Below are 24,949 nucleotides of genomic sequence, written 5' to 3' on the forward strand. Positions count from 1 at the left end.
GAAAAACACGGCCCAGCGGCCGCCAAAGGCGGCCATTGTCCCGCATTGCCTGGCCCCCGACAACGCGCCCAGGCGTTTGCCGCAACGCAGCCAGACACCCTAAACTGCAAGCCCAATCTTCCTGCGAGCCTGTCATGGGTATTGTCCGTCTTGTTATTCTGCTGGCCCTGATACTGGCCGCCCTGTGGCTGTGGCGACGCCTGCGACGCAGTGCCGGGCAGCCACCACGCGACAGTCAGCCGATGGTGCGCTGCGCCCACTGTGCCGCCTTTGTCCCGCAACAGCGCGCGATTGCCTTCCAGCAGCAATGGTACTGCTGCCCCGAGCATCTCCCGCAGGATCGTTCGTGAGCCCGCAGGACCTGGCTTTCAGCGGCGCCCCCGCACGACGCCTGCTGCGCCTGTACCATCTTTACCGGCTGAGCATCGGCCTGGCGCTGCTGGTGCTCATCGCCAGCAGCCTCGACGACCAGTTGCTGAACATGGCCCACGCCCAGCTGTTCCGCTACGGCAGCTGGTTCTACCTGGGGTTCAACCTGCTGGTGACCCTGCTGGTCAATCGCCCACGTCACCTGTTACAGGTCTTCAGCCTGGCGCTCGGCGATATCCTGCTGCTTGGCGCCCTGTTCTACGCTGCCGGCGGCACCCCCAGCGGTATCGGCCATCTGATGGTCATCTCCGTGGCGATCGCCAATATCCTGCTGCATGGACGCATCGGCCTGCTGATCGCGGCGGCAGCGGCCAGTGGCATCATCTACCTGACCTTTTATCTGAGCCTGGCCCATCCTGGGGCAGCCGGGCAGTTCCTGCAGGCTGGCGGTCTGGGCGCGCTATGTTTTGCCGTGGCCCTGTTTGTCCAGGGACTGACCAAGCGCCTGCAACAGAGCGAGAGCCTGGCCGAGCAGCGCGCCGCCGAGCTGGCCAACCTGGAAGAACTCAACGAGCTGATCATCCAGCGCATGCGCACCGGCATTCTCGTGCTGGATAGCCAGCACCGGGTTCTACAGGCCAACCAGGGCGCCCTGAGCCTGATCGGCAAGAACAAGCTGGTGGGAAAAATTCTCGACCCCTTCGCCCCGGAGCTGATCCGCCGCCTGCAGCAATGGCTGATCAATCCGACGCTACGTTCGGAAGGTCTGCAGACCTCGCCGACGGGCCCACTGCTGCAACCCAGCTTTGTTCCCCTGCAGCGTAACGGGCAGACACACACCCTGGTCTTTCTCGACGACCTGTCGCAGGTCGCCCAGCAGGCCCAGCAACTCAAGCTGGCGTCACTGGGACGCCTGACCGCCGGCATCGCCCACGAAATCCGCAACCCACTGGGGGCCATCAGCCATGCCGCGCAACTGTTGCAGGAGTCCGAGGCACTGGACCCCGCCGACCAGCGCCTGGCGCAGATCATCCAGGACCATTCGCGGCGCATGAACCTGGTGATCGAGAATGTCCTGCAACTGTCACGCCGACGCCAGGCCGAACCCCAGCTACTCGATCTGAAATACTGGCTACATCGCTTCGCCAGCGACTTCCGCAGCAACCACGCCAGCGACAAGTACAGCCTGCACCTGGAAACCAGCAGCGGCAGCCTGCAGACGCGCATGGACCCGCACCAGCTGACCCAGGTAATCAGCAACCTGGTACAGAACGGCCTGCGTTATAGCGCCCAGCGCCACAAGCACGGCCAGGTCTGGCTCAAACTGTTCCGTGACAGCGACAGTGATCTGCCAGTACTGGAAGTGCTGGACGACGGCCCTGGCGTGCAGCCGGAACAACTGCAGCACATTTTCGAACCCTTCTTTACCACCGAGAACAAAGGGACCGGCCTGGGCCTGTATATTTCTCGCGAGCTGTGCGAGAGCAACCAGGCCCGCCTCGACTATGAACCCCGCGAAGGCGGCGGCAGCTGCTTCCGCATCACCTTCGCCCACCCACGCAAACTGAGCTGAGCATGACCCGCCAGAGAGCCCTGATCGTCGACGACGAGCCCGACATTCGCGAACTGCTGGAAATCACCCTGGGTCGCATGAAGCTCGATACGCGCAGCGCCCGCAATGTTCGCGAAGCACGCGACTGGCTGGCCCGCGAGCCGTTCGACCTGTGCCTGACCGACATGCGCCTGCCCGATGGCACCGGTCTGGAACTGGTGCAGTTCATCCAGCAGCGCTACCCGCAAACCCCGGTGGCGATGATCACCGCCTATGGCAGCCTGGACACCGCGATTGGCGCGCTCAAGGCCGGCGCCTTCGACTTCGTTACCAAACCGGTGGACCTGGCGCGCCTGCGCGAACTGGTCAACAGCGCCTTGCGCCTGCAGGAGCAGCAGGCCGGCGATGCCCCCGGCGACGAGCGGCTGCTCGGCAATTCGCCACCCATGCAGCAGCTGCGTAGCCAGATCGGCAAGCTGGCGCGCAGCCAGGCACCGGTCTACATCAGTGGCGAGTCCGGCAGTGGCAAGGAACTGGTCGCCCGCCTGATCCATGAGCAGGGCCCGCGCGCCGACAAACCGTTCGTGCCGGTCAACTGCGGGGCCATCCCTTCCGAGCTGATGGAAAGCGAATTCTTCGGCCACAAGAAAGGCAGTTTCACCGGAGCCATCGAAGACAAGCAGGGCCTGTTCCAGGCGGCTCAGGGCGGCACGCTGTTTCTTGACGAAGTGGCCGACCTGCCGCTAGGCATGCAGGTCAAGCTGCTGCGCGCCATTCAGGAAAAAGCCGTGCGGGCGGTCGGCGGACAACAGGAAATGGTGGTGGATGTGCGCATCCTCTGCGCCACGCACAAGGACCTGGCTGCCGAGGTGGCTGCCGGGCGCTTCCGCCAGGACCTGTTCTACCGGCTGAACGTCATCGAGCTACGCGTACCGCCGCTGCGCGAGCGCCGCGAGGACATCCCGTTGCTCGCCAGCGTCCTGCTGCAACGCCTCAACCAGTGCAGCCATAACAACGTGCAACTGAGCGAGGATGCCATCACCAAGCTGCAGAGCTACCGCTTCCCCGGCAACGTGCGAGAGCTGGAGAACATGCTGGAGCGCGCCTACACCCTGTGCGAGCACGAGCGGATCGAGGCACGCGATCTGCGCCTGGCTGATAGCAGCCTGCCCAGCGACGGCGGCGAAACCAGCCTGGCCCTGGTCGACAATCTGGAAGACTACCTGGAAGCCATCGAGCGCAAGCTGATCATGCAGGCGCTGGAAGAAACCCGCTGGAACCGCACGGCCGCGGCCGAGCGCCTGGGCATGAGCTTTCGCTCCATGCGCTACCGCCTGAAAAAGCTGGGTATCGACTGAAGCCAAGACCGACTGGTCAACCATGAGGCTTGCAGGTCAGTGAACAAGCGTTAACCATATTGATACTTTCAACTGCAAAGAGCTCACCATGCTGCGATTTCTTCCCGCCCCCCTGCGCGGCCTGATAGCCAGCCTGATCCTGGCAGCCAATACCCTGTTCTGGTGCTGGCCGCTGTTCGCCCTGGCCCTGCTCAAGCTGCTCATCCCCATCCCGTTCATCAAGCGCCAACTGCGCTTTGTCATGCACTGGATCGCGGAAACCTGGATTGCCATCAACAGCCTGTGGATGGACCTGGTACAACCCATTCGCTGGGACGTGCAGGGCCTGCAGGGCCTGGACAAGCAGCACTCCTACCTGGTGACCAGCAACCACCAGAGCTGGGTGGACATCCTGGTGCTGCAATACCAGTGCAACCGACGCATTCCGCTGCTCAAGTTCTTCCTCAAGCAGGAGCTGATCTGGGTGCCAGTGATCGGCCTGTGCTGGTGGGCGCTGGAATTCCCCTTTATGAAACGCTACAGCAAGGCCTACCTGGCCAAATACCCGGAAAAGCAGGGCAAGGACCTGGAAACCACCCGCAAGGCCTGCGAGCGCTACAAGACCAATCCGGTATCGGTGTTCAATTTTCTCGAAGGCACCCGTCTTACCCCGGCCAAGCACAGCCAGCAGCAGTCACCCTTCCAGTACCTGCTCAAGCCCAAGGCCGGCGGTATCGCCTTCGTCCTCGACGCCATGGGCGAGCAGCTCAGCGCACTGGTCAACGTCACCCTCCACTATCCCGACGGCAACCCGAGCTTCTGGAGCCTGCTCAGTGGCCAGGTACACAGCGTGGTGATGCGCGTGGAAACCCTGGAAATTCCCGCCGAGTTCCTGGGCAAAAGCTACGACAGCGATGAACAGTACCGTCTGCAGTTCCAGCAGTGGGTCAACCAGCTATGGCAAGCCAAGGATCGCCAACTGCAGGACCTGCACCAGCGTTATCCGGTCATTCGCCGCTGATCCTTAACGCTCCGCTGATAAGAAAACGCCCCGCTGATGCGGGGCGTTTTGCTAGCGACACACGTTAATACTGCGCGTTGGGCAACGGCCGCAGATTGATCTCGACACGGCGGTTCTGCGCCCGTCCGGATTCTGTGGCATTGCTGGCCACCGGCTGGTCAGGCCCCATGCCGCGCGTGGTAATACGCATGCCGTTAACGCCCTGCGCCATCAGGTAACTGGCCACACTCTGCGCACGACGCTGCGAGAGATTCAGGTTGTAGGCGTGAGCGCCCACATTGTCGGTATGCCCGACAATCTCGATGCTGTTCTGGTCGTACTGGCGGAAGGAGTTGGCCAGGTTGTTCAACGGCGCATAGAAGTTGCCGGCGATATCGGCAGAGTTGGTGGCAAAGGTGATGTTGCCCGGCATGATCAGCTGGATATTGTCTCCCTGGCGCTGCACCTCGACCCCGGTTCCCTGCATGCTGCGGCGCAGCTCGGCTTCCTGTTTGTCGGCATAGTAGCCGTAGCCACCACCCGCCGCCGCACCTACGGCCGCGCCAATCAGCGCCCCTTTGGTACGGTCCTTCTTGCTGGACGTCGCCGCCCCCACCGCCGCACCGGCAATCGCCCCGACAGTGCCGTAGGTGGTCGACTTGCGCATCTGTCCGTCATCGCGCACATAAGGGTTCTGCACCGCACAACCAGCCCCCAATGCCACGGCAGTGGCCAGCAAGAGCATTCGCGAAGGTCTGAACATCATGGTGAATCTCCCGTATTCAACAGCCAGGCCAAGTGCCTTGCCGAATTGGAGCACGCCGGGCGGAAAAGATTCCGTGCTCAGGCACGCACGAAGGGGTTGTCACGCATTTCGTCGCCCAGCCGGGTATCCGGGCCATGCCCGGTGACCACGGTGGCATCCTCGTCCAGGCAATACAGGCGCTGGCGAATCGAGCGCTCGATGGTCGAGTAATCGCCACCCCACAAATCCGTGCGACCAATACCGCGTTTGAACAGCGTGTCACCGGCAATCAGCAACTTGGCATCGGCAAACCAGAAGCTCATCGAGCCCGGCGTATGACCCGGCGTGTGCAACGCCACACCACAGCCGCAGGCCAGCTCCTCGTCATCACTGAGCCACTGATCCGGCGCCGGCACCGGCGTGTAAGGCACACCAAACATGCGGCACTGCATCTCCAGGTTGTCCCAGAGGAACTGATCGTCCTTATGCAAATGCAGGGTCGCGCCGGTCTTCTCCTTCATCTGCCCCGAAGCGAGAAAATGATCGAGATGGGCGTGGGTGTGGATGATGCTCACCACCTTCAGCCCATGAGCCTCCAGACGCGCCATGATCAGGTCAGGATTGCCGCCCGGATCTACCACTACGGCCGTCTTGGTCACAGGGTCGCCGATGATCGTGCAGTTGCACTGCAAAGGCCCGACAGGGAAGGTTTCGCGGATCAGGGCGGGGGTTTCACCGGGCATAGGTACTCCAGAGCAAAGTAGTTCGTGCGCGTTCGGCGCAGGAAAGTTGTGCAATGACGCTTCACGCGCAATATTCGGCAAGCACAGGAGCAGTCTCGCGACAAAATCGGCCGAAGGCTGCCTGGCGCAGAGTCAATGCGCTGCGATTTTACGCTAGCAGCTCGCCCTGGCCGAAAAAAGCACGAGGAACTCGTAGCCACTTGCCAGCTCATCACTAAAACGGCCATGCGACACTCGTCGAACAAAATGACTCTATGGCGCTTTTCGGTCACAGGCTAAAATCGCCCATCGGCCCACCACGGCCCTGACTCAACGAGAGGTTATACAGATGTCCGATATCGTCATCGTCAGCGGTGCACGCACCCCCATGGGTGGTTTCCAAGGCAGCCTGGCCAGTGTGCCGGCAGTCGAACTGGGCGCACTGGCCATTCGTGAAGCGGTAGCCCGCGCCGGCATCGCCGCCAGCGACGTCGAGGAAGTGATCATGGGCTGCGTACTGCCCGCCGGCCTCAAGCAGGGCCCGGCGCGCCAGGCGGCCCTGAATGCCGGGCTGCCGGCCGCCACCGGCTGCACCACCATCAACAAGCTGTGCGGCTCGGGCATGAAGGCCGTGATGCTGGCCCATGACCTGCTCAAGGCCGGCAGCAACCGCGTGATGATCGCCGGTGGCATGGAGAGCATGTCCAACGCGCCCTACATCATCGAGAAGGCCCGTACCGGGCTGCGCATGGGCCATGGCGAGATCAAGGACCACATGTTCTTCGACGGCCTGGAGGATGCCCGCAGCGGCCGCCTGATGGGCTCCTTCGCTCAGGAAACCGCGGACCAGTACGGGATCACCCGTGAGGACATGGACGCCTACGCCATCGAGTCGCTGAAGCGCGCCCAGGCCGCCATCCAGAACGGCGAACTAGCCAGCGAGATCGTCCCGGTCACCGTCACCAGCCGCAAGGGCGAGGTGCTGGTGAAGGATGACGAACAACCGCTGACCGCCAACCTGGACAAAATTCCGACCCTCAAGCCGGCCTTCAAGAAAGACGGTACGATCACCGCAGCCAACGCCAGTTCGATCTCCGACGGTGCCAGCGCCCTGCTGCTGATGACCGCCGAGGAAGCCGCCCAGCGTGGCCTCAAGCCGCTGGCGAAGATCGTCGCCCATGCCACGCAGAGCCAGGACCCGAGCGAGTTCACCCTTGCGCCGATCGGCGCCATGAGCAACCTGTTCAAGAAGACCGGCTGGAGCAAGGACGACGTCGACCTGTTCGAGATCAACGAAGCCTTCGCCATGGTCACCATGCTGGCCATGCGCGAGCATGGCCTGGATCACGCTAAGGTCAACGTCTACGGCGGCGCCTGCGCCCAGGGGCATCCGGTGGGTTCCACCGGCTCGCGGATCATCCTCACGCTGATCAATGCGCTGCAACGCAAAGGCGGCAAGCGTGGTGTAGCTTCGTTGTGCATTGGTGGCGGCGAGGCCACCGCAGTCGCCATCGAGCTGCTGTAAGACCTTTCACGGTGCCTGCCTGGCAGGCACCGTGCCTCTCCGCCGGCTCTACCAGCCGACCCCCAGGCCAATCAGGTAGCGCCGCTGCGACTGGGTCACACCCAGGCCGCGCACCTGGTCCAGCTCGTACAACAAGCTCAGGCGAGCCCAGCTGTTGAGGCGATAGCGCAAGCCCATTTCGCCATCCAGCACATAGTCGATCTGCTGGATGTCCGGCATCTGTAGCTTGGCATTGCCGTAGAGCTCGACACGCGTGCCCCACAGCAGGCGTTGATAATCCGTCTCCAGCGACCAGGTATCAAAGGTCAATGCACGCTGCTCACCTTCCAGACGAAAGCGATTGCGCATCAGGGTCATGTCGAAGCGCCCCAGTTCATCGTCCCAGAACAGATAGCCGGGCCCCATGCCGATGCTACGCTGACGGCGCAGGTCTTCCATGGCATCCTCCTGCCAGTCCAGGCTGCTTCGCCAGTACAACTGCTCAGCGAAGAAGCGATCGAGGTCGTACTCCAGCTCCCAGTTATCCTTGGTCTGCGCATCATTCTTACGCTTGTCTTCCAGCTCACCCTTGAGCAGATGTCGCCACGGGCCATGTTCAATACGCGTATCACCCTTGATCTTCAGCTCATCGGTGTCGTCCGCTTCGCGCTCGATATCCAGCTTGAAGTCGAGATTGCCTTCCCAGACCAGGTCATCGACCAGTTGCCGTGGCGGCACAGCACGATTGATATCACGCAGAGGCAGGGTTCGCGGAGTCTCTCCAAGCAGCCGAACCTGCCCAGGTTCCGCGGCCTGCAGGCGTTGTGCTCGTTCAGCCGTCACCCCTTCACCGCGCAGCATCAGGGCCGTTTCGGAACTTAAGGTCTGGATATTCTTCCAATCGATGACCACTCGCCCGGCATAAGTGGTATCCAGCACCAGCTTGCCGCCATCCATCAGTATGATGGTGCCACTCAGGCGGTCACCATTGTTCAGCCACACCGTATCGGCCAGGGCTGGCCAGGCCAGCATGCAGAGGAAAAGCACACGCCACATGGAATCAATTCATCACCGTGAGTCAGAAGCTGCACAGGATGCCTGCAGGCCAGCCTCTGCAACAAGCGCCAGTGAGCGGCGCGCGGCACTCTATGCCGTGTTGGCAGGCATACCCCAAGGCTATTTGCTGAGCTACGGACAGCTCGCCGAACTGGCCGGCCTGGGCCGTGCGGCACGCTGGGTAGGCCGGGAGCTGGCCCTGTTGCCGGATGACAGCCAGTTGCCCTGGCACCGCGTCGTTGCGGCAGGTGGTCGCCTGAGCCTGCCGGCGGACAGCCTGGCCGGGCAAGAACAGCGCGCCAGACTGGCCGCGGAAGGTGTACCCGTGCTCGGCGCACGTGTCGATTTGCGACGCTATGGCTGGCATGCCCAGCCTCCCAGGGGGTAGAGTGCCCGCTTTATTCCGCCTGTCTGCTACAAGGCCTGTCAGTCGATGACCGAAAATACCTGGCGCGCCGCCCTGGCCGCCTATGCCAGCCCGGCGACCCTGGTGCTGCTGCTGCTGGGCTTTGCCGCCGGCCTGCCCTACATGCTGGTGTTCTCCACCCTGTCGGTGTGGTTGCGCGAAGCCGGTGTCACCCACCAGACCATCGGCTATGCCAGCCTGATCGGCCTGGCCTACGCGTTCAAATGGGTCTGGTCACCCATGCTCGACCAATGGCGCCTGCCATGGATCGGTCATCTTGGGCGACGTCGCTCCTGGCTGGTGCTGTCACAGGCCCTGGTGGCAGCGGGGCTGGCCGGCATGGCCCTGTGCGACCCACAACACAACCTCGGCCTGTTGATCGGCATCGCCGTGGTGGTGGCCTTCGCCTCGGCCACCCAGGACATCGCCATCGATGCCTATCGCCTGGAGGTCGCCGATGACAGCCGCCAGGCTGCGCTGGCTGCCAGCTACATGGCCGGTTATCGTGTGTCGGCCCTGCTGGCCACCGCCGGCGCGCTGTACTTTGCCGACTGGTTTGGTGCCAACGACGGTCTCTACCATTACAGCGCCTGGTCCAGTACCTACCTGCTGTTCGCCCTGCTGATGCTGCCAGCACTGTTCACCAGCCTGCTGATGCGCGAGCCACAACGCGCCGCCGACATCAGCCGAGGCAACGGCCACAGCCTGCTCAGCCAGTTGCTCTCGGTACTGGTACTGATTGTCCTGCTGATCTCCGTTCCGGCACTGTTCACCCAGCTGTACAACACCGGTTTCAATGCCGCCCTCGAAGGCGGCGACCCACTGAGCCTGGTCACCGAGGATCGTGCTTTCCTGCGCGCCATCCTCTACGCCATCCTCACCGCACTCTGCCTGTCCAGCCTCGGCCGGCGCAGCCTCACGCCGGTGCTTACCCCGGTCAACGACTTCATTCGCCGCTATCGTTGGCAGGCCCTGCTGATGCTCGGACTGATCGCCACCTACCGCCTCTCCGATACGGTGATGGGCGTGATGGCCAACGTGTTCTACATCGACATGGGCTTTACCAAGGAACAGATCGCCAGCATCAGCAAGCTGTTCGGCCTGGCCATGACCCTGATCGGGGCCGGAGCCGGCGGCTTGCTGATCGTGCGCTTCGGCATTCTGCCGATCCTGTTCATCGGCGGCCTGAGCTCGGCAGCCACCAACCTGCTGTTTGCCGTACTGGCCGGGATGGGTGCCGACCGCGACATGCTGATCTTCACCATCAGTATGGACAACTTCAGCTCTGGCCTGGCCACTGCGGCCTTTGTCGCCTACTTGTCGAGCCTGACCAACCTGAAGTTCTCTGCCACGCAATACGCCTTGCTCAGCTCAATCATGCTCCTCCTGCCGCGCCTGATCGGCGGCTACTCCGGCAGCCTGGTGGAGAAGCTGGGCTATGAGCAGTTCTTCGTCACCACCGCGCTGCTGGGTATCCCGACCCTGCTGCTGATCGCCCTGCAATGGCGCAACCAGCCCCTGCAGCCTATGCCGGCCAGCAGCGATGACGCGACACAGCCCACAGCAGAACAACGCTAAGCCAGGCAACCAGTCACTGCATGATTTCCGCCCATAAAAAAAGAGCCCCGCAGGGCTCTTTTTTTACCGGCTGGACGCTTACACGCCCGACGCCTTGGCCGCCGCTACGTCCTTGATGGACAGTTTGATACGGCCACGGTTGTCGACATCCAGCACCAGCACTTCAACTTCCTGGCCTTCCTTCAGTACGTCGGTCACCTTCTCCACGCGGGCATCGCTGAGCATGGAGATGTGGACCAGACCGTCCTTGCCGGGCAGGATATTGACGAAGGCACCGAAGTCGACGATGCGCTCGACCTTGCCGACGTAGATCTTGCCGATTTCCGCCTCGGCAGTGATCGACAGTACGCGTTGCTTGGCCGCTTCCGCCGCTTCCTTGGTTTCACCGAAGATCTTGATCGAACCGTCGTCTTCGATGTCGATCGACGCCTTGGTCTCTTCGCAGATGGCACGGATGGTCGCGCCGCCCTTGCCGATCACGTCGCGGATCTTGTCCTGGTCGATCTTCATCGCCAGCATGGTCGGCGCATTGGCCGACAGCTCGCTGCGCGACTCGCTGATCACCTGGTTCATCTGACCGAGAATGTTCAGACGCGCTTCCAGCGCCTGGTTCAGGGCGATCTCCATGATCTCTTCGGTGATGCCCTGGATCTTGATGTCCATCTGCAGCGCGGTGACGCCCTTGGCGGTACCGGCTACCTTGAAGTCCATGTCGCCCAGGTGGTCTTCGTCACCGAGGATGTCGGTCAGCACGGCGAACTTCTCGCCTTCCTTGACCAGACCCATGGCGATACCGGCTACCGGAGCCTTCATCGGTACACCGGCGTCCATTAGGGCCAGCGAGGCACCGCACACCGAGGCCATGGAAGACGAACCGTTGGATTCGGTGATCTCCGAAACCACGCGGATGGTGTACGGGAACTCATCGGCGCTCGGCAGCATGGCGGCCACGCCACGACGGGCCAGGCGGCCGTGACCGATCTCGCGACGACCGGTGGCGCCCATGCGACCACACTCGCCGACCGAGTAGGGCGGGAAGTTGTAGTGCAGCATGAAGGGGTCTTTCTTCTCGCCTTCCAGGGTGTCGAGCAGCTGTGCGTCACGCGCGGTACCGAGGGTGGCAACCACCAGGGCCTGGGTTTCGCCACGGGTGAACAGCGCCGAACCGTGGGTCTTGTCGAGCACGCCGACTTCGATGTTCAGGCCACGCACGGTGCGCGTGTCACGGCCATCAATACGCGGCTTGCCGTTAACGATGTTCTCACGCACGGTGCGGTATTCGATCTCGCCGAAGGCATCCTTAACTTCTGCGGCGGAAGGCTGACCTTCCTCACCGGAGAACTTGGCGACTACCTGATCTTTCAGCTCGCCCAGACGCGCATAGCGGTCCTGCTTGATGGTGATGGTGTAGGCCTCGGAGATGGCCGCACCGAATTCGCTGCGGATGGCGTCGAGCAGCGCGGTATTGGCCTGCGGAGCAGTCCAGTCCCAGCGCGGCTTGCCGGCTTCGGCAGCCAGCTCTTCAACCGCCTTGATCACCGCCTGGAACTCTTCATGGGCAAACAGCACGGCACCGAGCATCTGGTCTTCAGTCAGCTCCTTGGCTTCCGACTCGACCATCAGCACGGCGTCCTTGGTACCGGCCACCACCATGTCCAGGCTGGACGCCTTGAGCTGCTCGTAGGTCGGGTTCAGCAGGTAGCCGGTTTCCGGGTGGAAGGCTACACGGGCGGCGCCGATCGGGCCGTCGAAGGGAATGCCCGAGATAGCCAGAGCCGCCGAGGTACCGATCATCGCAGCGATATCCGGATCGGTCTTCTTGCTGGTGGACACCACGGTGCAGATAACCTGCACTTCGTTCTGGAAACCTTCCGGGAACAGCGGGCGGATCGGGCGGTCGATCAGGCGCGAGGTCAGGGTCTCTTTCTCGGAAGGACGCGCTTCACGCTTGAAGAAGCCACCGGGAATCTTGCCGGCCGCGTAGGTTTTTTCCTGGTAGTGCACCGACAGCGGGAAGAATCCCTTGCTCGGATCGGCACTCTTGGCGCCTACCACGGTCACCAGCACGGTCACGTCGTTATCGACGGTAACCAGTACGGCACCGGAGGCTTGGCGGGCAATACGCCCTGTTTCGAGGGTAACGGTCGACTGACCGAACTGGAACTTCTTGATAACCGGGTTCACGGTATTTTCCTTCTCTGTGTTGCCTTGGGGGAAATCCGCAGAAGGCCCGGGAATCGGCCCGAAGCATCCTGCAAGAAAGCCGAAAGCTGGAAGCCAGAAGCTGCAAGCGGGTGATACCCGATATGCAACTTCCCGCTTCCAGCTTCCGGCTTCACGCGAGCTACGTCTTAGCGACGCAGACCCAGGCGACCAATCAGGGCGCTGTAACGAGTGGTGTCCTTGCCCTTCAGGTAGTCCAGCAGCTTACGACGCTGGTTAACCATGCGGATCAGACCACGACGGCTGTGGTGGTCTTTGCCGTTGGCCTTGAAGTGACCTTGCAGCTTGTTGATGTTGGCGGTCAGCAGGGCTACCTGCACTTCCGGAGAACCGGTATCGCCTTCAGCTTGCTTGTACTCGTTTACGATCTGGGCTTTTTCTTCAACGCTCAGTGCCATGGTAATGGGCTCCTAGAGTGAACAGGCCGGGACTGCTCCCGTGTTTTAAAAAGAGGCATGACCGTGCCTGTTGACAGCCACCCTCGTCATCCAGCCGGTTTCCCGACTGGATTCCGGTCATTCTGACCGAATCAGTCGACGCGGCGCCAGACGCCCGTCATCACTAACTTCACCAATTCCGATAAACCGACCCTGCTCATCAACCACCCGCAGCAAACCGAATGCTGGTGCTCCGGGAGCACGTACCGGCTGACCATGCAACCAGTAGTACGCCGAATGGGCACTCAACTCCACCAGAGGCCAATGTTGCAGGCCGCTATCTACCGGCAGGAGGAAGGCATCCAGCGCCTCGCTACCCGACTCGGCATGGGCCGCCTCCAGGGCCTCCAGGCTCACGGCCTGGGCCAGACTGAAGGGACCGGCCTGGGTGCGCCGCAATTCTGCAACATGCGCACCACAACCAAGCTGCTGACCGAGGTCTTCGACCAGGGTACGAATATAGGTACCCTTGCTACAGTCCACAGCCAAACGCAATTGCTCGCCTTGCCAGGCCAGCAACTCAAGCCGGGCAATAGTAACAGAACGCGCCTCGCGCTCCACTACTTCCCCCGCGCGAGCCAGCTTGTAGAGTGGCTGGCCGTCTTTCTTGAGCGCCGAATACATGGGGGGAATCTGCTGAATGGGCCCACGAAACCCCTGCAGAGCCGCTTCGATCTGTTCCGCAGTCAATGCAACGGGACGACGCTCCAGCACTTCGCCCTCGGCATCGCCCGTGGTAGTGGTCACGCCCAGCTGGGCGAGGGTTTCATAACCCTTGTCAGCATCCAGCAGATACTGGGAAAACTTGGTGGCCTCGCCAAAGCACAGCGGCAGCACGCCAGTGGCCAGGGGGTCGAGGCTGCCGGTGTGCCCGGCTTTTTCGGCATTGAGCAGCCAGCGCACCTTTTGCAGAGCCTGGTTGGAACTCATGCCGCGCGGTTTGTCGAGCACCAGTACACCATTGACCTGACGCCTTACACGCTTGACCTGCGCCATCTCAATCGTCCTGATGCTGGCGGTCTTCGGCTACCGCACGCTCGATCAGCGCCGAAAGATGCACGCCACGACTGACACTCTCGTCATAGTGGAAGTGCAGTTGCGGTACGCTGCGCAGCTTCATCAGCTTACCCAGCAGCATACGCAGGTAACCCGCAGCATCATTGAGAATCTCTAGGTTGAGCGCGATGCGCGGTGCATCGGCCTCGCCCATCAACGTGATGTAGACCTTGGCATGCCCCAGGTCGCGACTGACTTCCACCGCCGTAATGGTGATGAAGCCTAGCCGTGGATCGCGCACTTCACGCGGAATCAGCTGCGCCAGTTCGCGCTGCATCTGATCGCCGACCCGCTGGGTACGGCTGTAGTCTTTGGCCATAAAAGCTGCCTCAAGCTCCAAGCGTTACGCTTCAAGCTAAAAAATACCAAAAAGCCAAACGGCAAGCTCAACAGGTCGGCTAGGCCACCCCTTGAAACTTGCCGTTTGAGACGTGTCGCTGCTGGTTAGAGCGACCGCGCTACCTGGACCTTCTCGAAGACCTCGATCTTGTCGCCGACCTTGACGTCGTTGTAGCTCTTCACGGCGATACCGCACTCCATGCCGGCACGCACCTCGGACATGTCGTCCTTGAAGCGGCGCAGCGACTCCAGCTCGCCTTCGAAAATCACCACGTCTTCACGCAGTACGCGAATCGGACGGTTGCGGTGCACCGTGCCTTCGACCACCATGCAACCGGCCACCGCGCCAAACTTCGGCGAGCGGAACACGTCACGTACCTCGGCGATACCCAGGATATTTTCCCGCACATCACTGCCGAGCATACCGGTGAGCGCCTTCTTGACGTCCTCGATGATGTCGTAAATGACGTTGTAGTAGCGCATGTCGAGGCCTTCGGACTCGACGATCTTGCGCGCCCCTGCGTCAGCACGCACGTTGAAGCCGAACAGTACCGCATTGGAGGCGAGCGCCAGGTTGGCATCGGACTCGGTGATGCCACCGACGCCGCCACCGACCACACGCACCTGCACCTCGTCGTTGCCCAGGGTACTGAGCGAGCCTTGCAGGGCTTCCAGAGAACCACGCACATCGGCCTTGAGGACGATGTTGAGGGTTTTCTTCTCTTCCTGGCCCATGTTTTCGAAGATGTTTTCCAGCTTGCCGGCATGCGCGCGAGCCAGTTTGACCTCGCGGAACTTGCCTTGACGGAACAGCGCGACCTCGCGGGCCTTCTTCTCGTCGGCCACCACCATCATCTCGTCGCCAGCATCCGGCGTACCGTCCAGACCGAGAATCTCGACCGGAATCGACGGACCGGCTTCCTTGATCAGCTTGCCATTTTCGTCGAGCATGGCACGCACGCGACCATAGTTGACGCCAACCAGCACCATGTCGCCCTGACGCAGGGTACCGTCCTGAACCAGCACGGTGGCCACAGGACCCCGGCCCTTGTCCAGACGCGACTCGACCACCACCCCACGGCCCGGTGCCGCCGGCGTAGCCTTCAGCTCCAGCACCTCGGCCTGCAACAACACCGCCTCGAGCAGTTCGTCGACGCCCGTACCTACTTTCGCAGACACATGCACGAAGGGTGCGTCGCCACCCCACTCTTCCGGAATGACATCCAGAGCGGCCAGGCCGTTCTTGATGTTGTCCGGGTTGGCATCGGGCTTGTCGATCTTGTTCACCGCGACCACGATCGGTACGCCCGCCGCTTTCGCGTGCTGCACCGCTTCCTGGGTCTGCGGCATAACGCCGTCATCCGCCGCCACGACCAAGATGACAATGTCGGTAGCCTTGGCACCACGTGCACGCATCTGGGTAAACGCGGCGTGGCCGGGCGTATCGAGGAAGGTGATCATGCCGCGATCGGTTTCCACGTGGTAAGCACCGATGTGCTGGGTGATGCCACCCGCTTCCCCTGAGGCCACCTTGGCACGACGAATGTAGTCGAGCAGCGAGGTCTTGCCATGGTCGACGTGACCCATGACGGTAACTACCGGCGCACGGTGGAAGGACTCACCTTCGAACTTCAGCGACTCGGCCAGTTGCTCTTCCAGGGCGTTATCGCTGACCAGCTTGACCTTATGACCGAACTCCTCGGCAATCAGCTGTGCGGTTTCCTGATCGAGCACCTGGTTGATGGTCACCGGCGTGCCCAGCTTGAACATGAACTTGACCACTTCCGCACCCTTGACCGCCATTTGCTGGGCGAGCTCGGAAACGGTGATGGTTTCGCCAATGGCGACGTCACGCACGATCGGACCGGTCGGGCTTTGGAAGCCATGCTGATTGCGCTTCTTCAGCTTGGACTTGCCACCACGCCCACCGCGACGGAAACCGTCGGTTTCCTCATCGGTGCTGCGCGGCGCCACACGCGGCGCAGGCACCTTCTCTTTTTCCTTGGCAGAAGGACGATGCGCCGGCTTACGCTCACGACGCTCGTCATCGACACGTGTACGCTCGGGCAAGCGGCGTGCTTCTTCTTTCTTGACCTCGGTGACTGCAGCAGGCAGCTCTTCGACAGTTGCAGCAGCCAACTCAGCCTGCTTGTTCTGCACAGCCGCCTTGCTGGCCTGCTCAGCCTGACGGCGAGCCTCTTCAGCAGCCTGGCGCTTGTTCTCCTCGTCGGCGATCTTGCGAGCAGCCTCTTCAGCTGCGCGCTTCTCAGCCAGATCACGCTGCTTTTCAGCTTCGATCTCTTCCGGACTACGTTTGACGTAGGTTTTCTTCTTGCGAACTTCGACACTGACCGTCTTGCTACCCGCTACGCGCAGGGTACTGGTAGTTTTGCGCTGCAGGGTAATCTTGCGCGGCTCTTCCACCTTGGCACCGTGACTGCTCTTGAGGTGCGCCAGCAGCGCCTGCTTCTCGCTGTCGGTTACCACCTGGTCGGCGCTGGAGTGCGGCAAACCCGCCTCTTTCATTTGCTGCAGCAGGCGCTCGACAGGGGTATCCACCACCTGCGCCAGTTCTTTCACCGTGACTTGCGTCATGCACTTCTCTCCTCAGGCCGCAATCGCTTACTCGAACCAATGGGCGCGGGCGGCCATAATCAGCTTGCCGGCACGTTCTTCATCCATGCCGTCGATGTCGAGCAAGTCGTCAATCGACTGCTCGGCCAGATCTTCGCGGCTGACCACACCACGCACAGCCAGCTCTACGGCCAGCTCGCTATCCATGCCTTCCAGCGCCAGCAGGTCTTCAGCCGGATGAACCTCGGCCAGCTTCTCTTCGGTGGCGATGGCCTTGGTCAACAGGCGATCCTTGGCCCGCGCACGCAACTCACTGACGATGTCTTCGTCAAAGCCGTCGATACCGAGCATTTCTTCCATCGGTACGTAGGCAATTTCTTCGAGGCTGGTAAAGCCTTCTTCAACCAGCACCTGCGCCAGCTCTTCGTCGACTTCCAGTTCATCGATAAAGTGCTGGAGGATGTCGCCGGTTTCCGCTTGCTGCTTGGCCTGGATGTCCGCCTCGGTCATAACGTTGAGCGTCCAGCCGGTCAGCTGGCTAGCCAAACGCACGTTCTGACCACCACGACCGATAGCCTGAGCCAGGTTATCCTCAGCTACCGCGATATCCATCGCGTGGGCATCCTCATCAACGATGATCGCCGCCACTTCGGCCGGCGCCATGGCATTGATGACGAACTGTGCAACGTTGTCGTCCCACAGCACGATATCCACACGCTCGCCACCCAGTTCGCCAGAAACGGCTTGCACACGCGAACCACGCATGCCGATACAGGCGCCTTGCGGATCGATTCGCTTGTCCTTGGAGCGCACCGCAATTTTCGCGCGCGAACCCGGATCACGCGCAGCGCCCATCACCTCGATCAGCTCTTCGGCAATCTCGGGCACTTCGATACGGAACAACTCGATCAGCATCTGCGGTGCTGTGCGAGACAGGATCAGTTGCGGACCACGATTCTCGCTACGAATCTCCTTGAGCAAGGCACGCACGCGTGCACCAACCCGGAAGGTCTCGCGCGGAATGATGTCTTCGCGTGCCAGCAACGCTTCAGCGTTGTTACCCAGGTCGACGATGACGTTGTCGCGGGTCACCTTCTTGACAGTACCGGCAATGATGTCGCCGACTCGATCACGGTAGGCTTCCACCACCTGAGCGCGCTCGGCTTCACGCACCTTCTGCACGATGACCTGCTTGGCGGTTTGCGCAGCAATGCGCCCGAACTCAATCGACTCGATCTTCTCTTCAAGCACATCGCCGACCTTGGCATTGGCGGCCACTGCCTGCGGCATGTCGACGGTCAACTGATGCGCCGGGTCTTCGAAGTCACTTTCTTCAACCACAGCCCAGCGACGGAAAGTGTCATAGCTGCCATTCGCCCGATTGATGCAAACGCGCACATCCACTTCATCTTCGTAACGCTTCTTGGTGGCCGTGGCCAGCGCCAATTCCAGCGCCTCGAAAATCACCCCCGCCGGCACACCCTTCTCGTTGGATACCGACTCAACAACCAGCAGTATTTCTTTGCTCATCGCACGCCTCGCCTTTGGCAATCCGTTGGACCCGTCGGATCCGCGTCTCAATCAAAACGGGGAATAATATTGGCCTTGTCGATCAGATCGATCGGCAGCAGGTATTCGTGATCATCCACAAGAACCACGACATCCTGCTCCTCTGCTCCACGCAGCAGGCCCTGGAAATTGCGTCGCCCCTCAAAGGGCGAACGCAGCTTGATTTTCACCAGCTCGCCGGCATGCCGGGCAAACTGTTCCAGCGTAAACAGCGGACGATCCATACCGGGCGACGACACCTCCAGGGTGTACTCGCTGCTGATCGGATCCTCCACGTCCAGTACGCCACTGATCTGTCGACTGACCTTTTCGCAATCGTCAACCAGCACGCCATTGGCATGATCGATGTAGACACGCAACAGGGAGTGACGCCCCTGTGACAGAAATTCTACCCCCCAGCACTCATAGCCCAGGGCTTCGACCACCGGAGCCAACAAGGCCTGCAACTGTTCTAGCTTGCTCGACACTCGAACTCCTCGCGCATGCTTTGCAAATAAAAAATGGGCATAACGCCCATCACCTCATGCCGCCAGGACACACACCTGCGGCCAATGTCCCAGCTAGCAAAAAGCCCCTGAAAAGGGGCTTCGGCACTACTGGTTGCGGGGGCTGGATTTGAACCAACGACCTTCGGGTTATGAGCCCGACGAGCTACCAGACTGCTCCACCCCGCGTCAAAGCTGGAGCGGGAGTATACGGCTCGATACCTCAAGGGTCAACCGCACACACCAGAAACGCAGCGACCCGCCAAGGCGGGTCGCTGCAAGTTTGGTACCGAGGAGGGGACTCGAACCCCTACAGCCTGTGGCCACTACCACCTCAAGGTAGCGTGTCTACCAATTCCACCACCTCGGCAAACTTTCGCACTACTCAGTCACTGGAATATCTTCCTGCCCCTGAACAGCACCTTGCTCTTCCAGCACCGGCACATCTTCAACCGCCGGCGCTTTCTGTTGAACCTGAATTACCGCAGGATCCGGCAATCCAACTTGGCCCATTGTATCAGCTTTTTCTTTAGCAAAATACGCTAAACCCAAGCTGGTAATAAAAAAAGTTGCAGCAAGTACAGCTGTAACACGACTCAGAAAGGTAGCCGAACCCTGGCTACCAAATACCGTAGCCGAGGCCCCCGAACCGAACGAGGCACCCGCATCAGCGCCCTTACCCTGCTGAACCAGCACAAGACCGACAACAGCCAGGGCCACCAGCAGATGCACCACAATAACAACGGTTTCCAGCATGTCAGTTTCCCGCAGCGCGACAGATCGCACCGAATTCGTCTGCATTCAGGGAGGCACCACCAACCAACCCCCCATCGATATCCGGCATCGCAAAAAGCTCGACAGCATTCGTCGACTTCACGCTTCCGCCGTACAAAATCCGCAGCTTCTCTGCCACATCAGCATCGAATGCCGCCACATGCTGGCGAATCGCCGCATGCACCTGCTGCGCCTGATCAGCGGTAGCAGTCAACCCCGTACCGATGGCCCAAACAGGCTCGTAAGCCACTACCGCCCGAGAGAACGCCTGAACACCCAGCGCATCCAGAACAGCACTTACCTGTCCCAGCACCACATTCAGCGTCTGATCCGACTCTCGCTCGGCGAGCGTCTCACCTACGCACAGTATCGGCGTTATGCCACACGACTGCACAGCAGAAAACTTGCGCACCACCTGCTGATCGTCTTCACCCAGCAACTGACGACGCTCGGAGTGCCCAACCAACACATAAGTGCAGGAAAAATCTAGCAACTGCGAAGCACTCACCTCGCCGGTCAGCGCACCTTGGCCAGGCTCGACCGCGCAGTTCTGCGCCCCCAGGACAATTTCAGAACCCTCAAGAGCCTGAAAGACCTGCTCAAAGTGAACCAGGGACGGCATTACCGCCACTTCGACCCGACAATTCCGACACGCATCAAGCAAGCCAGTCAGCAGCTCAGCAACACTGGTGCGGGTACCGTGCATTTTCCAGTTACCGGCTACCAGGGGGCGACGCATGCCATACCTCGTCGTTCAAAGTGGGCGCAGATGTTACCCAAGCGACTAATCCCAAGCAAGCAAAATCAAGTACATAGTTGCGCCACCAGCCCCGCCAGGCGCTCTGCATGCTGGCGCACCTGCAGCGCATCACGTCCCTCGACCATAACCCGTAACAACGGCTCGGTACCCGATTTGCGCAACAAGACACGTCCTTCGCCGGCCATTTCTCGCTCAACATCGACGCACGCCTGCTGCAATTGTGGATGCTGCAAGGGGTCACTGGCACCAGCAGCAAAGCGCACATTGATGAGCACCTGCGGGCACAGCGCCAAAGCGCTACGCGCCTCAGCCAGGCTGACCTGCCAACGCCGCAGCGCCAGCAAAACCTGCAGGGCGGCGATCACCGCATCTCCCGTAGTCGTATGCTGACAACACACCAGATGCCCCGAGTTCTCACCCCCCAGCTGCCAGCCGCGTGCCAGCAGTTCAGCCATTACATAGCGATCGCCCACCTTGGCCCGCACGAAGGGAATATCCAGCGCCTTCAGCGCCAACTCAAGGCCGAGGTTACTCATCTGCGTACCCACAACACCACCGCTCAAACGCCCACGTTCCTGCATGTCGCGCGCGATGATGTAGAGCAGCTCGTCACCATCCACCACAGCTCCGGTATGGTCCACCATGAGCACACGATCACCGTCCCCATCGAAGGCAATGCCCAGATCCGCCCCCTGCTCCAACACTGCGGCCTGAAGACCTTGCATATGGGTAGAGCCACAGTTCTCATTGATATTCAGGCCATCCGGCTGATTGGCAATCACGTGAACCTGAGCACCCAACTCCCGGAACACGCTGGGCGCCACCTTGTAAGTAGCCCCATGCGCGCAATCAAGCACCAATTTGAGGCCAGCAAAACTGGTACTGGTCGGCACGCTACTCTTGCAGAACTCGATATAGCGCCCTGCCGCATCATTGATGCGCGAAGCCTTACCAATCTGTGCCGACTCAACCACCTGCATGGGTTGATCGAGCAATGCCTCGATTTTCAGTTCGATGTCATCAGGCAGCTTGGTGCCCTGCCCGGAAAAGAATTTGATGCCGTTATCGTCATACGGGTTATGCGAAGCACTAATGACAATGCCCGCATCAGCCTGAAAAGTCCGCGTGAGATAAGCGATCGCCGGTGTCGGCATCGGCCCCAGCAACATCACGTCCACACCGGCCGAGGCCAGGCCCGCCTCAAGCGCAGACTCGAACATATAACCCGATACCCGCGTATCCTTGCCCACCAGAATGCGACCGCGCCGCCCTTCCTGGCGAAACGCCATCCCTGCCGCCCAGCCTAGGCGCAAGACGAATTCCGGGGTAATGGGAAAAGTTCCGACGCGACCACGCACCCCATCGGTGCCGAAGTATTTACGTGCCATTGTTTGCAATCCCTAAGCTATCAAGGCGCTGAACCACGCGACGCGGATCGTCCTGAATCATGAAAATGAGCCACAGGCTGCTGACCACACCCGCAACACTCGCAACCACACGCCGTATAAAAGTACCGATCAATCAGCTTCGGCTACCGCCTCGAGCATGCGCAGTACATCTACCGTCTCGGCGACATCATGCACACGCAGGATATGCGCGCCCTGCTTAACAGCTAAAGCGGCCAACGCCAGGCTACCCGCCAAACGCTGATCCACCTCACGACCGAGCACCTTGCCAATCATGCTTTTGCGAGAAACCCCCACCAACAGGGGCAAGTGCAAGCCATGCAACGCCTGCATATGGCGAAACAATGACAGATTATGCGCCAGCGTTTTGGCGAAACCAAAGCCTGGATCGATCAGCAGTCGCTCGCGAGCAATTCCCGCCGCTTCACACGCCGCCACGCGATCAGCCAGAAAAGTCCTTACTGCTGTCGTTACATCGTCATACTGCGGGCTGTCCTGCATGGTCTGTGGCTCGCCCTGCATATGCATGAGGCAAACCGCCAGATTGCCCTGAGCGGCAGCCTGAAGGGCGCCATCACGCGACAACGAACGGACATCATTGATCATCCCGGCACCAAGCAGCGCCGCCTCGCGCATCAGCGCAGGACTCGAGGTATCCACGGAAACCAGTGCATCCAGGCGGCACACCAACTGCTCAACCACCGGCGCCACACGCTGCAACTCTTCCTCGGCAGATACCGGAGGCGCTCCCGGACGAGTCGACTCGCCGCCCACATCAATGATCGCCGCACCCGCTTCGAGCATCTGCTCAGCGTGACGCAGCGCCGCATCGATACGGTTATAACGACCACCGTCGGAGAAGGAGTCCGGCGTAACATTAAGAATGCCCATCACCTGCGGACGGGACAAATCAAGGGTCCGGCTACCACAAGGTAGCCGGAAGGGCTGCACAGCCATTGCAATGAACCTTAGTGCTGGCTGGCCGGACCGGCGATCGGTGACTGCACCGACTCATCCGGGGTGGCCGGCGCACTGGGCTTGCCGGAAGAGCCACCCTGCCAGTCACGCGGCTCACGCGGCGGGCGCCCGCTCATGATGTCGTCGATCTGCTCGGCGTCGATGGTCTCGAACTTCATCAGCGCTTCAGCCATCATATCCAGCTTGTCACGGTTATCTTCGAGCAGGCGCCGCGCCGTTGCGTAACTCTGATCGATGATCCGACGCACTTCCTGATCGATCAGCTTGGCAGTCTCTGCAGAAACATTGCTGTGCTGAGCAGCAGCACTCCGCCCCAAGAACACCTCGCCTTCTTCCTCGGCGTACATCAGCGGACCAAGCTTTTCCGACAACCCCCACTTGGTCACCATGTTCCGGGCAATCTGCGTAGCCCGCATGATGTCGTTGGAAGCGCCGGTGGTCACACCATCAAAACCCAGCGTCATCTCCTCGGCGATACGCCCACCAAACAGCGAGCAAATCTGGCTTTCCAGGGCACGCTTGGACAAGCTGTAACGATCTTCCTCGGGAAGGAACATGGTCACCCCAAGGGCGCGCCCTCGCGGAATGATCGATACCTTGTAGACCGGATCGTGCTCGGGAACCAGACGCCCGACAATGGCATGACCCGCTTCGTGGTAGGCCGTATTGAGGCGTTCTTTCTCCGACATGACCATGGACTTGCGCTCCGCGCCCATCATGATCTTGTCCTTGGCCAACTCGAATTCCTTCATTTCCACCAGACGCTTGCCGGCTCGCGCGGCAAACAGCGAGGCCTCGTTGACCAGGTTGGCCAGGTCGGCACCGGAGAAGCCTGGCGTGCCGCGCGCGATAACTGCCGGATCGACATCTTCGCCCATCGGCACCTTGCGCATGTGCACATTGAGAATTTGCTCACGGCCACGGATATCCGGCAGGCCGACCACCACCTGACGATCAAAGCGTCCAGGGCGCAACAACGCCGGATCCAGCACGTCAGGTCGGTTGGTCGCGGCAATCACGATGATGCCATCGTTCATCTCGAAGCCGTCCATCTCTACCAGCAACTGGTTGAGGGTCTGCTCACGCTCGTCATGGCCGCCACCCAGGCCAGCACCACGGTGCCGACCGACAGCGTCGATTTCGTCGATAAAGATGATACAGGGCGCATGTTTCTTGGCCTGATCGAACATGTCACGCACCCGCGAGGCACCGACACCCACAAACATTTCCACGAAGTCCGAACCGGAGATGGTGAAGAACGGCACCTTGGCTTCGCCGGCTACCGCCTTGGCCAGCAGGGTCTTGCCGGTGCCAGGCGAACCCACCATCAGCACACCGCGCGGAATGCGTCCTCCCAAGCGCTGGAACTTACCCGGATCACGCAGGAACTCGACCAGCTCGCTAACTTCTTCCTTCGCCTCGTCGCAACCAGCCACATCGGCAAAGGTGGTCTTGACCTGATCTTCGGAGAGCAGGCGTGCCTTCGACTTGCCAAAACTCATCGGCCCGCCTTTACCGCCAGCACCGCCCTGCATCTGACGCATGAAGAACATGAATACGGCGATGATCACCAGGATCGGGAAGCTCGCCACCAGCAGTTGAGTCCAGATGCTCTGCTGCTCAGGCTGCTTGCCGACGATGGTCACGTTGTTGTCGATCAAATCCTTGATCAAACCATTGTCCTGAATAGCCGGGCGCACCGTTTCGAAGCTGCTGCCATCCTGGCGCTTGCCACTGATGATGAAGCCATCCACGGTCACCTGCTGAACCCGACCATCCTGCACCTGCTGCAGGAACTCCGAGTAGTTCAGCTTGTTGGCCTCACTGGGGCTGGAGAAGTTGTTCATCACGGTCACCAGGACCGCCGCAATGATCAGCCACAGAATCAGGTTTTTTGCCATGTCGTTCAATTCGTTACCCTCCGGCGGCAACCTCACAGGGGAGACAGCCCGGTATGACGGCCTATGGTGTACGGCCTTAACTTACTACAGGGCCAGGCAGCGCGCTGCTGCGCTCTGTAACCCGATGCTTCCAGTCTATTCCCAGTAAAAGCCGCACGCGAGCAGCGATTGCCAACAA

22 protein-coding genes and 2 tRNA genes are annotated in these 24,949 nt (G+C 60.9%); 7 read left to right on the forward strand and 17 right to left on the reverse strand.

Annotation, left to right across the window (positions count from 1 at the left end):
• Window positions 1–134 precede the first annotated feature (134 nt).
• The 4 genes from CW360_RS14535 (at window position 135) to CW360_RS14550 (ending at window position 4,279) form a co-directional block, all read left to right on the forward strand.
• Entirely contained in the window at window positions 135–350 is a 216-nt protein-coding gene (locus CW360_RS14535; RefSeq protein WP_170307402.1) for a PP0621 family protein, read from the forward strand.
• Window positions 347–1,942: a sensor histidine kinase gene (locus CW360_RS14540; protein ID WP_245874731.1), complete on the forward strand. Its 1,596-nt coding sequence runs from the start codon at window positions 347–349 to the stop codon at window positions 1,940–1,942. The genes CW360_RS14535 and CW360_RS14540 overlap by 4 nt, the downstream gene beginning before the upstream one ends.
• A 2-nt stretch (window positions 1,943–1,944) precedes the next feature.
• Window positions 1,945–3,279 (forward strand): sigma-54-dependent transcriptional regulator, encoded by a 1,335-nt coding sequence (locus CW360_RS14545; RefSeq protein WP_101194208.1) that lies wholly within the window; start codon window positions 1,945–1,947, stop codon window positions 3,277–3,279.
• An 88-nt stretch (window positions 3,280–3,367) separates the two neighbouring features.
• Window positions 3,368–4,279, forward strand: coding sequence for an acyltransferase (locus tag CW360_RS14550; RefSeq protein ID WP_101194209.1), 912 nt, complete (start codon window positions 3,368–3,370; stop codon window positions 4,277–4,279).
• A gap of 64 nt (window positions 4,280–4,343) precedes the next feature.
• Here CW360_RS14550 and CW360_RS14555 read toward each other — a convergent pair whose 3' ends face one another.
• A complete protein-coding gene (locus tag CW360_RS14555) occupies window positions 4,344–5,021 on the reverse strand; it encodes a YiaD family glycine zipper/OmpA-like lipoprotein (protein ID WP_101194239.1) in 678 nt (225 codons plus the stop codon).
• 80 nt (window positions 5,022–5,101) lie between these two features.
• A complete protein-coding gene (locus CW360_RS14560; protein ID WP_101194210.1) occupies window positions 5,102–5,746 on the reverse strand; it encodes an MBL fold metallo-hydrolase in 645 nt (214 codons plus the stop codon).
• A 328-nt stretch (window positions 5,747–6,074) separates the two neighbouring features.
• Here CW360_RS14560 and CW360_RS14565 point away from each other — a divergent pair, with 328 nt between their 5' ends.
• Window positions 6,075–7,250, forward strand: coding sequence for a thiolase family protein (locus tag CW360_RS14565; RefSeq protein WP_093985982.1), 1,176 nt, complete (start codon window positions 6,075–6,077; stop codon window positions 7,248–7,250).
• A 48-nt stretch (window positions 7,251–7,298) separates the two neighbouring features.
• On the opposite strand, the gene CW360_RS14570 is transcribed toward CW360_RS14565, so the two are convergent.
• Entirely contained in the window at window positions 7,299–8,285 is a 987-nt protein-coding gene (locus CW360_RS14570; protein ID WP_101194211.1) for a DUF481 domain-containing protein, read from the reverse strand.
• On the opposite strand from CW360_RS14570, the gene CW360_RS14575 reads away from it, so the two are divergent.
• Both CW360_RS14575 and CW360_RS14580 read left to right on the forward strand, forming a co-directional pair.
• Window positions 8,284–8,673, forward strand: coding sequence for an MGMT family protein (locus tag CW360_RS14575; RefSeq protein WP_101194212.1), 390 nt, complete (start codon window positions 8,284–8,286; stop codon window positions 8,671–8,673). The two genes, CW360_RS14570 and CW360_RS14575, sit on opposite strands and share 2 nt — an antisense overlap.
• A gap of 45 nt (window positions 8,674–8,718) precedes the next feature.
• Complete coding sequence (locus CW360_RS14580) at window positions 8,719–10,269, forward strand: AmpG family muropeptide MFS transporter (protein WP_093985979.1); 1,551 nt, start codon at window positions 8,719–8,721, stop codon at window positions 10,267–10,269.
• Between the two features lie 78 nt (window positions 10,270–10,347).
• On the opposite strand, the gene pnp is transcribed toward CW360_RS14580, so the two are convergent.
• The 14 genes from pnp to ftsH all read right to left on the reverse strand — a co-directional run bounded on the left by pnp (window position 10,348) and on the right by ftsH (window position 24,771).
• The gene (gene pnp / locus CW360_RS14585; RefSeq protein ID WP_101194213.1) at window positions 10,348–12,453 is read right to left on the reverse strand and encodes a polyribonucleotide nucleotidyltransferase; all 2,106 of its coding nucleotides are present in this window, start codon (window positions 12,451–12,453) and stop codon (window positions 10,348–10,350) included.
• Window positions 12,454–12,620: 167 nt separating this feature from the next.
• On the reverse strand, window positions 12,621–12,890 hold the full coding sequence (gene rpsO / locus CW360_RS14590; protein ID WP_003240577.1) for a 30S ribosomal protein S15: 270 nt from the start codon (window positions 12,888–12,890) through the stop codon (window positions 12,621–12,623).
• 117 nt (window positions 12,891–13,007) lie between these two features.
• On the reverse strand, window positions 13,008–13,925 hold the full coding sequence (gene truB / locus CW360_RS14595) for a tRNA pseudouridine(55) synthase TruB (RefSeq protein ID WP_101194214.1): 918 nt from the start codon (window positions 13,923–13,925) through the stop codon (window positions 13,008–13,010).
• Window position 13,926: 1 nt separating this feature from the next.
• A complete protein-coding gene (gene rbfA / locus CW360_RS14600) occupies window positions 13,927–14,304 on the reverse strand; it encodes a 30S ribosome-binding factor RbfA (protein WP_101194215.1) in 378 nt (125 codons plus the stop codon).
• Between the two features lie 125 nt (window positions 14,305–14,429).
• Window positions 14,430–16,919: a translation initiation factor IF-2 gene (infB, locus tag CW360_RS14605; protein ID WP_101194216.1), complete on the reverse strand. Its 2,490-nt coding sequence runs from the start codon at window positions 16,917–16,919 to the stop codon at window positions 14,430–14,432.
• A gap of 27 nt (window positions 16,920–16,946) precedes the next feature.
• A complete protein-coding gene (gene nusA / locus CW360_RS14610; RefSeq protein WP_093985974.1) occupies window positions 16,947–18,428 on the reverse strand; it encodes a transcription termination factor NusA in 1,482 nt (493 codons plus the stop codon).
• Window positions 18,429–18,475: 47 nt separating this feature from the next.
• Complete coding sequence (rimP, locus tag CW360_RS14615; RefSeq protein WP_093985973.1) at window positions 18,476–18,934, reverse strand: ribosome maturation factor RimP; 459 nt, start codon at window positions 18,932–18,934, stop codon at window positions 18,476–18,478.
• A gap of 130 nt (window positions 18,935–19,064) precedes the next feature.
• Window positions 19,065–19,141 (reverse strand) — tRNA-Met (locus CW360_RS14620).
• 95 nt (window positions 19,142–19,236) lie between these two features.
• Window positions 19,237–19,322, reverse strand: a tRNA-Leu gene (locus CW360_RS14625).
• Between the two features lie 11 nt (window positions 19,323–19,333).
• Complete coding sequence (secG, locus tag CW360_RS14630) at window positions 19,334–19,708, reverse strand: preprotein translocase subunit SecG (RefSeq protein ID WP_101194217.1); 375 nt, start codon at window positions 19,706–19,708, stop codon at window positions 19,334–19,336.
• Window position 19,709: 1 nt separating this feature from the next.
• The gene (gene tpiA / locus CW360_RS14635; protein WP_101194218.1) at window positions 19,710–20,465 is read right to left on the reverse strand and encodes a triose-phosphate isomerase; all 756 of its coding nucleotides are present in this window, start codon (window positions 20,463–20,465) and stop codon (window positions 19,710–19,712) included.
• Between the two features lie 65 nt (window positions 20,466–20,530).
• Complete coding sequence (gene glmM, locus CW360_RS14640) at window positions 20,531–21,874, reverse strand: phosphoglucosamine mutase (protein WP_101194219.1); 1,344 nt, start codon at window positions 21,872–21,874, stop codon at window positions 20,531–20,533.
• A gap of 129 nt (window positions 21,875–22,003) precedes the next feature.
• Complete coding sequence (folP, locus tag CW360_RS14645) at window positions 22,004–22,849, reverse strand: dihydropteroate synthase (RefSeq protein ID WP_101194220.1); 846 nt, start codon at window positions 22,847–22,849, stop codon at window positions 22,004–22,006.
• 11 nt (window positions 22,850–22,860) lie between these two features.
• Window positions 22,861–24,771, reverse strand: coding sequence for an ATP-dependent zinc metalloprotease FtsH (gene ftsH, locus CW360_RS14650; RefSeq protein ID WP_101194221.1), 1,911 nt, complete (start codon window positions 24,769–24,771; stop codon window positions 22,861–22,863).
• Window positions 24,772–24,949 lie beyond the last annotated feature (178 nt).

The sequence above is a fragment of the Pseudomonas fluvialis genome, assembly GCF_002835605.1.
Classification (GTDB): domain Bacteria; phylum Pseudomonadota; class Gammaproteobacteria; order Pseudomonadales; family Pseudomonadaceae; genus Aquipseudomonas; species Aquipseudomonas fluvialis.

Excerpts from the sequence above, each read along its gene's own strand:
- CW360_RS14535 (WP_170307402.1), top strand. The coding sequence starts at position 135 with ATGGGTATTGTCCGTCTTGTTATTCTGCTGGCCCTGATACTGGCCGCC.
- CW360_RS14545 (WP_101194208.1), top strand. The coding sequence starts at position 1,945 with ATGACCCGCCAGAGAGCCCTGATCGTCGACGACGAGCCCGACATTCGC.
- CW360_RS14550 (WP_101194209.1), top strand. The coding sequence starts at position 3,368 with ATGCTGCGATTTCTTCCCGCCCCCCTGCGCGGCCTGATAGCCAGCCTG.
- CW360_RS14555 (WP_101194239.1), bottom strand. The coding sequence starts at position 5,021 with ATGTTCAGACCTTCGCGAATGCTCTTGCTGGCCACTGCCGTGGCATTG.
- CW360_RS14560 (WP_101194210.1), bottom strand. The coding sequence starts at position 5,746 with ATGCCCGGTGAAACCCCCGCCCTGATCCGCGAAACCTTCCCTGTCGGG.
- CW360_RS14565 (WP_093985982.1), top strand. The coding sequence starts at position 6,075 with ATGTCCGATATCGTCATCGTCAGCGGTGCACGCACCCCCATGGGTGGT.
- CW360_RS14575 (WP_101194212.1), top strand. The coding sequence starts at position 8,284 with ATGGAATCAATTCATCACCGTGAGTCAGAAGCTGCACAGGATGCCTGC.
- CW360_RS14570 (WP_101194211.1), bottom strand. The coding sequence starts at position 8,285 with ATGTGGCGTGTGCTTTTCCTCTGCATGCTGGCCTGGCCAGCCCTGGCC.
- CW360_RS14580 (WP_093985979.1), top strand. The coding sequence starts at position 8,719 with ATGACCGAAAATACCTGGCGCGCCGCCCTGGCCGCCTATGCCAGCCCG.
- rpsO (WP_003240577.1), bottom strand. The coding sequence starts at position 12,890 with ATGGCACTGAGCGTTGAAGAAAAAGCCCAGATCGTAAACGAGTACAAG.
- truB (WP_101194214.1), bottom strand. The coding sequence starts at position 13,925 with ATGGCGCAGGTCAAGCGTGTAAGGCGTCAGGTCAATGGTGTACTGGTG.
- rbfA (WP_101194215.1), bottom strand. The coding sequence starts at position 14,304 with ATGGCCAAAGACTACAGCCGTACCCAGCGGGTCGGCGATCAGATGCAG.
- infB (WP_101194216.1), bottom strand. The coding sequence starts at position 16,919 with ATGACGCAAGTCACGGTGAAAGAACTGGCGCAGGTGGTGGATACCCCT.
- nusA (WP_093985974.1), bottom strand. The coding sequence starts at position 18,428 with ATGAGCAAAGAAATACTGCTGGTTGTTGAGTCGGTATCCAACGAGAAG.
- secG (WP_101194217.1), bottom strand. The coding sequence starts at position 19,708 with ATGCTGGAAACCGTTGTTATTGTGGTGCATCTGCTGGTGGCCCTGGCT.
- tpiA (WP_101194218.1), bottom strand. The coding sequence starts at position 20,465 with ATGCGTCGCCCCCTGGTAGCCGGTAACTGGAAAATGCACGGTACCCGC.
- glmM (WP_101194219.1), bottom strand. The coding sequence starts at position 21,874 with ATGGCACGTAAATACTTCGGCACCGATGGGGTGCGTGGTCGCGTCGGA.
- folP (WP_101194220.1), bottom strand. The coding sequence starts at position 22,849 with ATGGCTGTGCAGCCCTTCCGGCTACCTTGTGGTAGCCGGACCCTTGAT.
- ftsH (WP_101194221.1), bottom strand. The coding sequence starts at position 24,771 with ATGGCAAAAAACCTGATTCTGTGGCTGATCATTGCGGCGGTCCTGGTG.